The organism is Listeria kieliensis, from assembly GCF_003369925.1.
Taxonomy (GTDB): Bacteria; Bacillota; Bacilli; order Lactobacillales; family Listeriaceae; genus Listeria; species Listeria kieliensis_A.
In genome coordinates, this window is record NZ_LARY01000002.1 from 71,751 (window position 1) to 85,320 (window position 13,570).

Annotated in this window: 18 protein-coding genes; 12 read left to right on the forward strand and 6 right to left on the reverse strand. The window is 38.5% G+C overall.

The annotated features are described in order from the left end of the window. The first annotated feature begins 204 nt into the window (after positions 1 to 204). From UR08_RS06135 to UR08_RS06145, 3 genes are read left to right on the forward strand one after another with little or no spacing between them, the layout of a single operon-like run. A complete protein-coding gene (locus UR08_RS06135) occupies positions 205 to 438 on the forward strand; it encodes a FeoA family protein (RefSeq protein ID WP_115752802.1) in 234 nt (77 codons plus the stop codon). Then, complete coding sequence (feoB, locus tag UR08_RS06140) at positions 428 to 2,422, forward strand: ferrous iron transport protein B (protein WP_115752803.1); 1,995 nt, start codon at positions 428 to 430, stop codon at positions 2,420 to 2,422. Before UR08_RS06135 ends, feoB begins: the two co-directional genes overlap by 11 nt. Positions 2,423 to 2,437: 15 nt before the next feature. Further along, positions 2,438 to 2,602 carry a FeoB-associated Cys-rich membrane protein gene (locus tag UR08_RS06145; RefSeq protein WP_115752804.1) on the forward strand — a complete coding sequence of 55 codons (165 nt, stop codon included), beginning with the start codon at positions 2,438 to 2,440 and terminating at the stop codon, positions 2,600 to 2,602. A 38-nt stretch (positions 2,603 to 2,640) separates the two neighbouring features. Here UR08_RS06145 and UR08_RS06150 read toward each other — a convergent pair whose 3' ends face one another. Next, positions 2,641 to 2,877 carry a helix-turn-helix domain-containing protein gene (locus UR08_RS06150; protein ID WP_115752805.1) on the reverse strand — a complete coding sequence of 79 codons (237 nt, stop codon included), beginning with the start codon at positions 2,875 to 2,877 and terminating at the stop codon, positions 2,641 to 2,643. Positions 2,878 to 3,017: 140 nt separating this feature from the next. Here UR08_RS06150 and UR08_RS06155 point away from each other — a divergent pair, with 140 nt between their 5' ends. The 5 genes from UR08_RS06155 (at position 3,018) to UR08_RS06175 (ending at position 8,620) form a co-directional block, all read left to right on the forward strand. Further along, complete coding sequence (locus UR08_RS06155) at positions 3,018 to 3,728, forward strand: NADPH-dependent oxidoreductase (RefSeq protein ID WP_420812333.1); 711 nt, start codon at positions 3,018 to 3,020, stop codon at positions 3,726 to 3,728. Positions 3,729 to 3,800: 72 nt separating this feature from the next. Continuing rightward, positions 3,801 to 4,763, forward strand: coding sequence for a mannose-6-phosphate isomerase, class I (gene manA, locus UR08_RS06160; protein WP_115752807.1), 963 nt, complete (start codon positions 3,801 to 3,803; stop codon positions 4,761 to 4,763). Between the two features lie 166 nt (positions 4,764 to 4,929). Then, the gene (gene hemQ, locus UR08_RS06165; protein ID WP_115752808.1) at positions 4,930 to 5,685 is read left to right on the forward strand and encodes a hydrogen peroxide-dependent heme synthase; all 756 of its coding nucleotides are present in this window, start codon (positions 4,930 to 4,932) and stop codon (positions 5,683 to 5,685) included. A gap of 234 nt (positions 5,686 to 5,919) precedes the next feature. Beyond that, entirely contained in the window at positions 5,920 to 6,687 is a 768-nt protein-coding gene (locus UR08_RS06170) for an ABC transporter ATP-binding protein (RefSeq protein WP_115752809.1), read from the forward strand. Next, complete coding sequence (locus tag UR08_RS06175; RefSeq protein WP_115752810.1) at positions 6,674 to 8,620, forward strand: ABC transporter permease; 1,947 nt, start codon at positions 6,674 to 6,676, stop codon at positions 8,618 to 8,620. The genes UR08_RS06170 and UR08_RS06175 overlap by 14 nt, the downstream gene beginning before the upstream one ends. Positions 8,621 to 8,703: 83 nt before the next feature. On the opposite strand, the gene UR08_RS06180 is transcribed toward UR08_RS06175, so the two are convergent. Further along, on the reverse strand, positions 8,704 to 8,991 hold the full coding sequence (locus tag UR08_RS06180; protein ID WP_165849954.1) for a DUF3116 family protein: 288 nt from the start codon (positions 8,989 to 8,991) through the stop codon (positions 8,704 to 8,706). Between the two features lie 237 nt (positions 8,992 to 9,228). Here UR08_RS06180 and UR08_RS06185 point away from each other — a divergent pair, with 237 nt between their 5' ends. Continuing rightward, positions 9,229 to 10,005 (forward strand): SDR family NAD(P)-dependent oxidoreductase, encoded by a 777-nt coding sequence (locus UR08_RS06185; RefSeq protein WP_115752812.1) that lies wholly within the window; start codon positions 9,229 to 9,231, stop codon positions 10,003 to 10,005. Positions 10,006 to 10,023: 18 nt separating this feature from the next. Further along, positions 10,024 to 10,479 carry a MarR family winged helix-turn-helix transcriptional regulator gene (locus UR08_RS06190; RefSeq protein WP_115752813.1) on the forward strand — a complete coding sequence of 152 codons (456 nt, stop codon included), beginning with the start codon at positions 10,024 to 10,026 and terminating at the stop codon, positions 10,477 to 10,479. Positions 10,480 to 10,811: 332 nt separating this feature from the next. Here the strand turns inward: UR08_RS06190 and UR08_RS06195 are convergent, their stop codons facing one another. From UR08_RS06195 to UR08_RS06205, 3 genes are read right to left on the reverse strand one after another with little or no spacing between them, the layout of a single operon-like run. Continuing rightward, complete coding sequence (locus tag UR08_RS06195) at positions 10,812 to 11,195, reverse strand: DUF423 domain-containing protein (RefSeq protein WP_115752814.1); 384 nt, start codon at positions 11,193 to 11,195, stop codon at positions 10,812 to 10,814. A gap of 15 nt (positions 11,196 to 11,210) precedes the next feature. Further along, positions 11,211 to 11,489, reverse strand: a complete 279-nt coding sequence (locus UR08_RS06200) for a YwdI family protein (protein ID WP_115752815.1) — start codon at positions 11,487 to 11,489, stop codon at positions 11,211 to 11,213. 4 nt (positions 11,490 to 11,493) lie between these two features. Next, complete coding sequence (locus UR08_RS06205) at positions 11,494 to 12,051, reverse strand: maltose acetyltransferase domain-containing protein (RefSeq protein ID WP_115753734.1); 558 nt, start codon at positions 12,049 to 12,051, stop codon at positions 11,494 to 11,496. Between the two features lie 235 nt (positions 12,052 to 12,286). Here UR08_RS06205 and UR08_RS06210 point away from each other — a divergent pair, with 235 nt between their 5' ends. Together UR08_RS06210 and UR08_RS06215 are read left to right on the forward strand one after the other, a co-directional pair. Continuing rightward, positions 12,287 to 12,484: a helix-turn-helix transcriptional regulator gene (locus UR08_RS06210; protein WP_115752816.1), complete on the forward strand. Its 198-nt coding sequence runs from the start codon at positions 12,287 to 12,289 to the stop codon at positions 12,482 to 12,484. 7 nt (positions 12,485 to 12,491) lie between these two features. Next, entirely contained in the window at positions 12,492 to 12,893 is a 402-nt protein-coding gene (locus tag UR08_RS06215) for a hypothetical protein (RefSeq protein ID WP_115752817.1), read from the forward strand. Positions 12,894 to 12,908: 15 nt separating this feature from the next. Here the strand turns inward: UR08_RS06215 and UR08_RS06220 are convergent, their stop codons facing one another. Beyond that, a complete protein-coding gene (locus tag UR08_RS06220) occupies positions 12,909 to 13,490 on the reverse strand; it encodes a hypothetical protein (RefSeq protein WP_115752818.1) in 582 nt (193 codons plus the stop codon). Between the last annotated feature and the right edge of the window lie 80 nt (positions 13,491 to 13,570).

The window sequence follows — 13,570 nt, forward strand, 5'->3', positions numbered from 1 at the left end:
AGTAAAAACTGCGTGGTCTTTTGACGGCGCAGTTTTTTAGTGGCACAAATTGTTGTAGCCTCTCGTTCGTTTCTTGCCCAATTAGGGTTTCTACTATTTTTTTCAAAATCTCTATAAAAATTCTTCATCTTTTGCGGCTTTCGTGATAAAATGAACTTGACTGATAATGATTCTCAGTAGATGGGCAACATAGGAGGAAAAGATATGCAACTGAACGAAGCAGCTGTTGGCGATCATGTGACGATTACACATTTAAATATCTCGAGTGACTTGCTTAAAAAACGGCTTCTCGCACTTGGATGTGTTGAGGGTTGTGAACTTTGTATCAAGCAAAAAGGTTTTTTCCGTGGTCCCTGCACTTTTGAAACAAAGGGCCAACACATCAGTATCAGAAATTGTGATGCTTGCGAAATCATGGTAGAACTGCATGGAAAATAGCAGATACTGTTTACTTGGTAACCCTAACACGGGAAAAACGTCGTTATTTAATGCGCTCACAGGTTCTTATGAATACGTTGGCAATTGGAGCGGCGTCACGGTTGAGAAAAAAGTAGGTACGTTGCGTGAGAAAAAAGGAAAGCTTGTTGATTTACCCGGCGTTTATGATTTAAACCCAATTTCGCGTGACGAAAGTGTCGTCGCACGTTTTTTATATGAAGAGTCGTTCGATTCGATACTCAATATTGTGGACGCTTCGCAAATTGAACGTAATTTGAATTTGACGGTGGAATTGCTCGAATATGGGGCACCTGTTGTGATGGGACTTAATATGGTGGATGTAGCTCTTTCGCGAGGCATTAAGATTGATATTCCTCGTCTTGCGCGGATACTCAAAATCCCTGTTCTTCCTGTGATTGCACGTTCTGGCAAAGGGACAGACGATTTGCTTGCGGCACTTACAGAAAAGCATCCCGCTCCTCGAAAGCCACTTCTTTTAGAATATGGAGATTTAGTGGATGAAGCTATTTCTGAACTTTCTCAGGTATTCGCTCAGATTCGCGTAAAAAAAGAACGGCGCTGGCTCGCTCTTCAATTTTTAAGTCAAAACCCTGTTATTCATGAAAAACTGCAAGAGGAACCTTTCTATCAACAAGCGGAACAAATTCGCCTCGATGCAGAACAAAAACTAGGCAAGTCGCTTGCAGAACATATTCATAAAGTTCGCTCTGCTTTTATTGCTGATATCACGCTCGAAGCAGTTAGTTATACTAAAAAAGCACACCTTCCTTTTTCCGATAAACTCGATAAAATTGTAACGCATCGCTTTCTTGGCATCCCGATTTTTCTTGCGATCATGTGGCTTGTTTTTCAAACCACTTTTGCTTGGGTCGGAACGCCTATTTCTGACTGGCTTGATGGTCTTATTAATGGACCTTTCAAAGAAGGCGTCGCAAACTTTCTGACTTCGATCGGAGTGGTTGATTTCCTAGTTAAACTTGTAACAGATGGCATCATTGCTGGTGTTGGTGGCGTGCTTGTCTTTATTCCTCAAATCCTGATTATCTTCTTTTTCATTTCATTATTGGAAGATTCAGGTTACATGGCGCGCATCGCCGTTGTCATGGACCGGATCATGGAGTTATTCGGGTTAAACGGAAAATCCTTCATCCCGATGATTATCGGCTTTGGTTGTAATGTGCCAGGGATCATGGCTGCTCGCTCTATCGAAGAATCCAAAGAACGCATGATTACCATTTTGATTACACCCTTTATGTCTTGCTCTGCGCGACTGCCTGTTTACGCGTTATTCGCTGGTGTTTTTTTCGCCAAATACCAAGCGCTTGTCGTCTTGTCGCTTTATGTCATCGGAATCATCATGGCGCTTCTTGTGACTAAGATTCTATCCAAAACAATTTTAAAAAATGAAAACTCTGTCTTCGTCGTCGAACTTCCCCCTTACCGGATTCCTTCGCTTCGCACTTTGTGGAGAAGCACTTGGGAAAAAGGAAAAGGATTTTTGAAAAAAGCAGGCACCTTTATCTTTGCGGGTTCCGTACTGATTTGGTTGCTTAACTACGCGGGTCCTAGTGGTTTTGACGTGCCAATGGGTGAAAGTTTTCTAGCTAAAATCGGCGGGTTTATCGCACCGCTTCTTGCACCACTTGGTTTTGGAACTTGGCAAGCCGGAGCCACACTAATTCCGGGTTTTCTTGCAAAAGAAGTCATTATCTCCACCATGGCCATCATCTATTCAGTGAGCGAAAATAGCTTAACGCAAATCGTCACACAGTTTTATACACCGCTATCCGCTTATGCTTTTATGTTATTTATTTTACTTTATATTCCATGTCTCGCTACTGTTGCGGCAATCCGAAAAGAAACATCTTCTTGGAAATGGACCATTTTTGCGGTCATTTATCCGCTTGCAACGGCTTACGTACTCACGCTGATTTTTTACCAAGTAGGACGTTTATTTTTCTAAGAAAGGACGACAAAAATGCTAATTCTTTTACTAAATCTCTTTCTTGGCGCGCTGATTTTCGGCTACACGGTCTATGCGCTCGTTCGCTACATCAAACGAAGCAAGAAAGGCAAATGTGCCGCTTGCGAACTTGAAGAGACTTGTGAACATGAAACAACACTACCTGACCATCTAAAATAAGCCAAAAACCGGAATTTCGCTCAAAGCGAAATTCCGGTTTATTTATCGTAGGGACGGTATTTGTCACGAAGAGCCGTTTGCTTTTCTTGCCGAATTTCCAAATCAATTCGGTGAAAGAGCATCATTTTTCCCTTCTTGCTGCTTGCGATCTTGTTACGCTTAGCCAGTGACAGAAGCGCTTGCTTGGAAATGCCTAAAAACGCTGCGGCTTCTTCTGTTGTAAAAAATGTTTCATTCAACCAATTTCGGTCTTTTTCTTGCGGATTCGTTTCCATACGAGCACCTCTTCTCTTTTCTAGTTTAGAAAAATCAACCGCTTTTTTCAAGTAAATCATTAACAGGCGGGCGAAAAAACGCTATACTTAAGGAAAATAAGTAGACGAGGTGATTAGTTTTGAATCCAGTTATTAATCAAATGATGAACCATCGCTCTATTCGTTCTTATAAAGCGGATGAACCTATTCCTGAGGACAAGCTTGACCAAATTATTCGTGCTGCGCAAAGTGCACCTTCTTGGATCAATGGGCAACATTATTCAATTATTGGTGTAAAAGATAAAGCTCGGAAGCAAAAACTAGCGGAGTATACAAAAAATCCATATGTTGCCGATTGTTCCGTTTTTTTGGTTTTCGTTGGGGATTTTTATCGTGTTGAACTTGCCAGTGAAAAACATCAAAAGCATTTCACAACAAAGTCCGAAGAAGACTTATTATTGATTGCTTCTGTGGATATTGGGCTTGCTTGCCAAAATGCACTAACAGCTGCTGAAAGCTTGGGATACGGAACTGTTTGTATCGGTGGGATTCGGCGCCATATTTCAGAAGTAGCAGAATTTCTCGGCCTTCCTGAGATGACCATTCCGATTGTCGGTCTTTGTATCGGAGTTCCCAATCAAGATCCGCCTGTAAAGCCACGCTTACCTAAAGAAGCGGTTTATTTCGAGGAAGTCTATCAACCTGATACGTTGCCGCTTCTCGAAGCTTATGATGAAACAATCATTCCCTACTCGAGGCGAGAAGGCGGAATTAGCTACACCGAACGAATGGCCAATTTTTATGATAAGCCTTACTATCATGGGATTACGGATTTTTTGAAAAAGCAGGGATTCTTAAAGGGTTCCAAGTAGCTTTTTTGTGAAAGTTAGTATATACTTTTATTCGAAAATGAGCTTTAAATGCTCAACTTTGGAGGTTTAGCGATGGAAAAGGAAGCATTATTTTTGAAACCTGTTTTTCAGGAACGCATTTGGGGCGGCACGAAGTTGCATGATTATTTTGGATATCAAATTCCGACGGATAAAACGGGGGAAGATTGGGCCATTTCGGCTCATCCAAATGGTCCTTCTACGATAAAAAATGGGACGTATCAAGGGGAAACTTTGGATGAACTTTGGAAAACGCATCCAGAGCTTTTCGGAAATCCCAGTGAAGCTGTTTTTCCACTTCTGACTAAAATTTTAGATGCCAATACGGATCTTTCGGTGCAAGTGCATCCCGATGATGCCTATGCGAAGGTACATGAAAATGGCGAACTTGGGAAAACGGAATGCTGGTATATTATCGACTGTGCTGAAGATGCAGAAATCGTTTATGGCCACAATGCGGAATCAAAAGAAGCATTTACTGAGATGGTTCAAAGCGGGGAATGGGATAAATTGCTTCGCAAAGTGAAAATTAAGCCAGGAGACTTCTATTATGTGCCAAGTGGAACGATTCATGCGCTTGGGACTGGGACGCTTGTTCTAGAGACGCAGCAAAGTTCAGATACGACTTATCGCGTGTATGACTATGATCGCACGGATAAAGACGGAAATAAACGGGAGCTGCATCTTGAAAAAGCCATTGATGTCACGACTATTCCACATGTAGATGCCAAATTAGATATCCAAACGATTGAACGAGATCACGCCAAGATCACCACTTTTGTTTCCAATTCATTTTTCAGCGTGTATAAATGGGAAATAAACGGCAAGACTTCCTTTGAAAAAACGGCGCCTTACACGCTTGTCAGTATTTTAGACGGCGAAGCGGAACTGATCGTTCACGAGAAATCGGAACGGATTCAAAAGGGAGATCACTTTGTTTTACCTTACACAGTGACCGACTGGATCATTGATGGAAATGTTACAGCGATCGCTTCAACACCTCCTCTCCATCATTAGTTTTTAGACTCCTCCTCGGGGGAGTTTTTTTGTGCGCACAGTTTTGCTTAGACTTTTTCATTCAAGTAGTCTTACCGCAGGTTCCAGTTCATGAGAAAAGACTTTGCTTTTGATGTGTGATAAAATTAACACTAAGTGAAATAAGATACATAAAGGAGTGTCCTACATGAATGAAGCTGTAAAAACGCTAGACGGCTGGTATTGTCTACATGATTTTCGCTCAGTAGATTGGACGAGCTGGCGCGAACTTTCGGAAGCAGAACGGTCGCGGATTTTAACAGAATTTAGCAAATTTCTTTCCGAACTTGAATTAACGAAAAATATTGGTGAAGGTGAACAAACTTTTTACTCGATCATTGGTCAAAAAGCAGATTTTGTCTTTTTCTTGCTTCGCCCAACACTTGAAGATATCAATGCAATTGAAAATCGCTTTAACAAACTTGAAATTGCGGATTTCTTAATTCCAACTTATTCATATGTTTCGGTTGTCGAATTAAGCAATTATTTAGCGGCACATATGGCAGGCGATGAAGATCCTTACGAAAACAAACACGTTCGCGCTAGACTTTATCCAGAGCTGCCGCCGAAAAAGCATATTTGTTTCTACCCAATGAACAAAAAACGCGAAGGCAATGATAACTGGTATATGCTTGACATGGAAGAGCGTCGCCGAATGATTCGCGATCACGGTTCAATCGGTCGAACTTATGCAGGTAAAGTCAGCCAAATCATTGGTGGCTCAATCGGTTTAGATGATTATGAATGGGGCGTTACTTTGTTTGCAGATGACGCATTAGACTTCAAACGAATCGTTACAGAAATGCGTTTTGATGAGACAAGCGCTCGTTTTGGCGAATTTGGTGCTTTTTTCGTGGGCAACCTCCTTCCACTGGAAGAAATCGAGGCTTTCTTTAGAATTTAAAATCAAACAGGCAAGAACCCGCAGTGGGACTTGCCTGTTTTTATGTATTCTGATGAGCTTAGGTTAGACATTGTCAGACGGTTCTTTTTTACGCTACAATAGAACCGTTGCAACTTCTTAGTCTCAAGATGACGAATTTGTAAGGCTAATAAGCTTTTTTGTCATCTTACAAGCAGGCAAGTTTGTTCCATTTATCGTAAACTAAAAGTGGAGTTTTTTAAAGGAGGAAAAATTATGGAACCCGTTTTAGAAGCCAAACATGTTCGTAAAGTGTATGGAAGTAAAGGAAATGTCTATACTGCGCTCTCTAACATCAGTCTAGAGATATACGAAGGCGAATTTGTTGGAATCATGGGTCCTTCTGGCGCGGGAAAGTCGACTTTGCTGAATGTCCTTTCAACAATCGACAATCCCACATCTGGTGAAGTGAAAATTGCTGGCCATGATCTGGAAGAAATGAATGAACAAGAAATGTCTCTTTTTAGGCGAGAACAACTCGGTTTCATTTTCCAAGATTATAATTTGCTTGATACACTCTCAATTCGAGAAAACATTATTTTACCACTCGCGCTTGAAAAACGGCCAGTAGCTGAAATTGAGGCAGCCGTTGAGCGGATCAGTGCTGTTTTTTCCATTCATTCTATTTTAGATAAATACCCAACTGAAGTTTCTGGAGGTCAAAAACAACGCACAGCCGCGAGTCGAGCAATTATTGCGAATCCGCACCTTATTTTTGCAGATGAACCCACAGGGGCACTGGATTCTAAATCCGCTGCTGATTTACTGGAAAGCCTGCAAGACCTTAATGAAAATGAAAAAGCGACCATTCTCATGGTGACACATGATGCTTTTGCAGCTAGTTTTTGTAAACGCATTTTGTTTATTACAGATGGCGAGATTTATACTGAAATTTATAGAGGCTCTAAATCACGCAAAGAATTCTTTCAAAAGATTTTAGATATCTTAGCAAAACTCGGAGGCAATGTGAATGACATTATTTGATCTTGCCAAAAAAAATGTCAAACATAATTTCATTCATTACTTCCTTTACTTTGCTTCGATGAGCTTTTCCATCATGATTTACTATATGTTTGTCGTGCTTTCGAAAGACCCAACAATTGCCCATCGCATTAATCGTTCAGATAAGCTTAGTGTGGTTTTTTCAGCGGCCTCTATTATTCTACTTGCTTTTATTGCGATCTTTATTTTATTTTCAAATAACTTTTTCATGCGTAAACGAAAAAAAGAAATTGGTCTTTATTCCTTGCTAGGTCTTCGAAAAGGCCAAATTGGGCGGATGCTTTTTTATGAAAATTTCATCATGGGAATCGGCGCTTTGATCGTTGGTATCATCTTAGGAAGCTTTTTATCCAAACTTTTTGTCGCCATCTTGCTTAATATGATGGATGACCGTGTTTTAAGCACCTTTGTGTTTTCTTGGGATGCTGTTATCAATACTAGCATTATCTTTGTACTTATCACTTTTTTCACTTCGCTCCTAGGCTTTCAAATTATCTATCAGCACTCGCTGCTTGATTTGTTCTATTCAGAACGAAAACGTGAAAAGGCATTAAAACCTTCTTTGCTTCTATCAATTTTATCGCTTAGTTTAATTGGCTTAGGTTATTTTATTGCCTTACAACCACTTAAAACTGAAAATTCCATTTGGGCAAGAATTGGACTTGGTTATACTGCCGTTTTGATTTTATTTCTCACAATTCTTGGTACGGCTTTATTCATTGCTTTTTTCTTGCCTTACCTACTAAAAAAAGTTCGTATCGCGAAGCACTCTTTCTATCGAGGAATGAATCTCATAACCAATTCGCAACTATCTTCCCGAATTCTTTCAAATACAAAAACACTATCAATCATCGCGATACTTAGTGCGATTACTTTGTCTGCAATCGGTGCAATGGGAAGTCTCTATTACAATGCAAATCAAACCGCTAAAAATGAAATTATAACCGCATTTGAATATACTAAGCCTGAAGATGACGGAATAGCCCAAAAAATAATCACTGCTGCACACTCAGATCGCGCACATCCTGTCACGTTTCAGCAAGAGACACCCGTTTATGAAGTACATCCGATTGAAACAAATAAAAAAGTCCCATCCGTTTTTCCATTTGACGGTGAAAATTATCTGGCTATTAGTCAAACAGACTATACGCGACTCTATAAGGAGATTTATCCTAAAAACACACAGCCTACTTTTAAGCCTGGTGAAGCGCTAATCGCGTATCCTTCTTACTTTAATCTTGATCATAAAACACTTAGTCGTGAACCTAAAAATTTAAATTTTAAATGGAATGATAAAATAGTTGGTTTCACTATCCACTATAATAACCAAATTGTGATTCAATCTTTATATTCTGCCACAGTGGTTTTACCTGATAAAGCAATCGCCCAATTCAGTATAAAGCCAATTAAAAAAGTTGTTTCGATTAACGTGCGAGATGCAAAAACTGCGGAAACGATAAGCGAACGAATGGATAAACTCTTTCCAGAAAGAGATTCTTTGCTAAGCTACCCCGCCGTTTACCGTACGATGATGAATACCTCTGGTGTACTCATGTTCATTGGCATGTTCATTGGGCTTGTCTTTCTCGCTGCAACTGGCAGTATCATTTATTTCAAACAACTAACGGAAGCTTATAATGATCGTGAAACTTATGAGGTGCTCAAAAAAATCGGTGTAACTCGTAAAGAAATTCGCTTCAGTATCGCAAGACAAATTCTGGTTATTTTTTTGATTCCCCTAGTACTAGGAATCGCTCATAGTAGTGTAGCGCTGCTTTGCCTTGCTAAATTGCTTGAGGTCGACCTCACCTTTCCTGTCCTCATCTCAACGGTTAGCTACACAATCATGTATATCATTTATTATCTATTGACTGTAAACAGCTACACCAACATTGTGATTGGAAAAAACAAATAAAAATCTCTCCAAATTGTTACATGTAACACAATTTGGAGAGAAATAAAAAAAAACGGAAAGCGAGCTTCCCACACCGATTCCCCTCAAAAATCCTTTTTAAACCCCATTCGCTCGAGTTGCCAATACAATAATTTCCCTTTGTCTGTAATCAAATACGTTTTCTTAGACTGAATAAACGGTTGTTTGCGAATCACAAAACCTTTCCATTCTAACCAATAAATCGTTAGTAAAAGTTCATTACGAGAAGGAAAGTTTTTATCGTGATTTGTTAGCGCATCAAATCGTTCCTCTTGGAAGTTAACGAAATAAAAATTCGGATCATATACATAGTTCAATGTAATCCACTTTAACTTTTCTGTTGGTTCCTTCAAAATGCGCTCACCCTAATATGCTTGATTTAATCTTATTATAGCAAAGCAAACCACTAAAAGGAATTTTTGTTTTCGTAAAATTTCATCATGGCGAAATCCAATCAAAAACTTCTCAAATCAAGAAAATAGCTCTCTTTTTTCCTAGATGTCAAAAAAAGCTTGCAATTTTGAGAGAATCCTCTATAATTAATGTCTAGACATACATGTCTAGACATTAATTAAAAAGGTGGTATTCTCATGAATCGTTATACACTCATTACTGGTGCCTCATCTGGCATTGGCGAGGCATTTTCAGCTTATTATGCTAGCCAAAAAGAAAATTTAGTTTTAGTTGCACGCTCTAAAGAAAAATTGCAAAAGATGAAAGCCGAATATCAGAAAAAATTTAAAATCGACGTGAAAATTTTAAACTTTGATCTCACGCAAGAAAGTGCTCCGCAAGAAATCTTCCAAGCTATTCAAGGTGACGGTTTACTTATCGATCGTTTAATAAACTGTGCTGGCTTTGCCACGAGTGGCAATGTTTATGACACAGATTTTTCTTTGCAACATACACAAATCATGCTAAATGTAACGAGTTTGTTTGATTTGACGAAACTCTTTTTAGACGGCATGATCAAAAGAAATCACGGGCAAATTATTAATATAGCTTCCAGTTCTGCCTATCATCCAATTCCTACAATGGCTGTATATGCAGCAACGAAAGCCTTTGTTTTATCCTTTACAGAAGCGCTCAGCTTGGAATGCCGAGATAAAAATGTTCAAGTACTTGCCTTCTCACCAGGCGCAACAGATACTAATTTCTTTTCTGCAAGTGGTGGTGTTGCGTATGGCAATTTACGAACACCAGAAGGCGTGGTTCAAGCAAGCGTCAAAGCTTTGAAACAAAATAAAATTTCTAAAATTGATGGCTTCAATAATTATTTTACAAGTAGCATCCTTCCTCGTTTACTCACCAGAAATAGAATGGCAAATCTTGTTTATGGTATAATGAAAAAGCAACTGAAACAGTAGAAAGGAATGGAATCGAAAATGGATAAGATAGAAGAGCTTAGATACCTGATTAAAGCTGCGGATAGAGAAGGAGAAGACATTTATCGTAAAATGCTTGCTTCTTTACAGATCACGCCTAGCCAAAATGAAGTATTAAAAATACTCTCTTTTAAAGATGGTCTTTCCATTTCCGAGATTGGTGAACTTTTAATATGTGGTTCAGACAGCCCGAGCCGTATTGTACAAAGGTTAATTGACAAAGAATATGTCATTAAAAAAGTGAATCCAAAAGATATCAGAAAATCTGCTATTTACCTCACAAATTCTGGTGCGGACATTTTAAAAGCAGCAACCAAAATCGAAGAGCAGTTTAATAATCGCATCCAAACGTTGCTTGCAGATCAAATCGATATAGATTTACTTATCAATGTTCTCACTAAACAAATTGAAGGCACGAAAACGGAACAACAAATTATTCAGCGTAAAAAGTTTTAACGCCTTTTTGTTCATTTTTTAACCTCATAAAAATTAGACTACCAGATTACGAAACTGGTAGTCTTTTTATTTCGAGTTAGCTGAAACTAAATTTTTGCACAAAAAAAGACGCTCCACCCATTCGAGGGAAAGCGCCAAACAAAAAGGGAGTTTAAGGTAAGAAAGGATGACCCACTACTAAAAAGGGAGAAAAAGTAATAAGTCATCGTTGCTTACTGTTTATTTACCCGATTTTTTTCACTTAAACCTTTTTTTGTACTACAAAAACATTAATATCCGATAACAATTAAATGAATTTATGTAATTAAAGTTACAAAACCGATAAATTTTTTTCAATACCTACTAAAAAATGAGCTTTGTCGTGCTGCGCCAATGATTAAACATAACCAACCAGCGAGAAAAGCAACGCCTCCAAATGGGGTGATCATGCCTAAAATCGAAATTTTTGTGATGCTCAGGGTGTACAAACTTCCCGAGAACAAAATGATCCCGATTGAAAATAACACAGCAGCAGCGGTATACAACCGACTATTTTCTTTCATCAATAATAAGCCACAAACTAAAATACCGATTGAATGAAACATTTGATACTGAACTCCTGTTTCGAAAGTTGACGCATTAGTTCCTAAAATATCTTTTAATGCGTGAGCCCCGAAAGCTCCAATTGCCACACAAAGCATCGCAAAAATTCCGCCTGTGATTAATACTTTTTTCATGCTGCTCCACTCCTTCTAAAAATCAAATAATGACTCGCCATTCGCCCCGTCATCGAAATTCATTTTTTCACTTTTTTCCTTTTGAATTTGCGGCGGACGTGTGCCCGTCATCTTTTCCCAAATCTTATCCTCTGGCACCGCCGCTTTCTTGCCCGTTTTGTCCGTTAAAAGCACTTCTGCTAGAACTTTTAGTGCCCCTAAGTGGATTTTACGCTCCGTTTCGTCCGAAGTTTCTCTTGCCAAATTTAGCTCCTCTTCCATCTTTTTGAAAAGGACTTGTGTATCGATTTCCACTTGTTTAACCTCCAGGAATTTCCTTTATTATTTTAGCTGGGTTACCGCCAATCACTACATTATCGCCAAAGCTTTTAGTAACGACCGCGCCAGACGCTACAACGACATTATCGCCAAGTGTTACGCCTGGGTTAATAATCGCTCGCCCGCCTATCCAAACATTATTTCCAATTGAAACAGGCTTTCCAAACTCTAAGCCACGATTTCGTTCAACAGGATCAAGCGGATGCGTTGCTGTATAAATATGTACACCAGGTGCGAACATACAGTTATCTCCAATTTCTACTTTACAAATATCTAAAATCACACAATCAAAGTTAGCAAAAAAATGTTCGCCAACAGAAATATTTGAACCATAATCAACGCGAATGCAAGGCTCTACATTCAATTCTTTCCCTGTTTTTTCAAACAATCGTTTTAACAGTTCAGCTCTTACTTTCGGGTCAAGCGTTTCATTGATTTCTCTTGTTAACTTGCGAGCTCGTCTTCTTGCGTAAACCAGTTCCTGATCTGACGGATCATAAAATTCTCCCGCGATCATTTTTTCCACCTCAGTTTTCATCCACACAACCCCGCTTCCAACTTTGCTCCCTTCATTATAACGAAATTCATGGAACGAAGCAAAAAGCTTCCTTTTCGTACAAGAAAACTGCAAATTTCCTCAAAAACAGATACAAATCATAAATTTAAAATACGAAAACTGTATATAAAAGCCCTGCATGTAAACTTTACTTTACAACGCGGAAATATTGCTCTATAATAACGTAAAGTAAAGTTTACAAAGGTGTGATAGAGAAGTGCTTCATAATCTTGTCAAAGAGTGTCGTTATGAAAAACAAATCTCACAAGAAGATCTTGCATCTGCAGTAGGAGTTTCCAGACAAACGATTCATGCCATCGAAAAAGGTAACTATAATCCCAGTTTAGAGCTCAGCTTCAAGTTGTCTATCTATTTTAACAAACGCATCGAAGAATTATTCCAATATAGGGAGTGACACATCCATGAAAAAATACATGATTAACGCTTGCCAAGTAATTCTATTCTCAATATATGGCTTCTTTTTAGGCTATGTTATGTTGGGACTACCTGTCACACACTCTAATTTATCTGACACATTACCTTCCTTAATAGGTGGTTTAGCCGGAAGTTCCTTTGTATTGCTCGTTGGATTTTCAAGCATAAAAAAGCGATTAAACCAAAATGAAGACGATGAACGCTACGTACAAAATCGAAGTAAATTTTCATTTTACTTTTTAACTGCTTTACTAGCTATAGCGCCTATTTTGTTATTCTTAATTAATCTCAATGGTCATTTTATAATCAATACGAGAAACATTGCTCAGTTCATTTTTATCTTGCTTATGATCTATGCCTTGGGACTATACATTCTCAAGAAAAAATAAGAAGCACAAGGCTTCTTATTTTTTTACTTTCGAGTAAGTTGTCTTTACAGATCCTCTTGAAAAGTTATTTTTATTGTTTGAAAATTCATCTACTACTTTATAATAAACATAATTTTTATCTGCCATCCGATAAATGCTTTGTCTCATATATGAATATTTCTTAACATATGAGATATCAAAGGTTTGAGCAACTACTCCTGCTATAGCCGCTCCTTTGTGAATTGCTGCAAGTCCTCCGTTCATTAAAGCTGCATAAGCAGTATTTGTAAACTTAAGACTAACTGTGTTTCGAGATACTAAATTGTATTTAGAGCCGCCTCCTCCAAAAGCTTGATGACTTCTAGCTAAAGGAATTATGTTTGTCGGTTCCGCTTTAACCAAATCGTCATTTTTCACAAAATTATCATAGCCGCCAATCACTTGTGCGTCACTTGCTTGAGCAGAAACCTCTTGCGCATGAACATTTATTTTCTTTGTTGTCGCTCGCTCACACGAATTACCTTCTGCTAGTACATGCATTACAGGAAACAATGTGGAAAACGTAAAAAGAATGATTACCACTATTTGCATTATACGTTTTATCCTTCTTTTTTTCATAGTTGCTACCTCTCTTCGTTGATTTTTATTACAGCCTGAGTATAGCATAAAAAAACTTTTCAAAATCAAAAATGTCATAA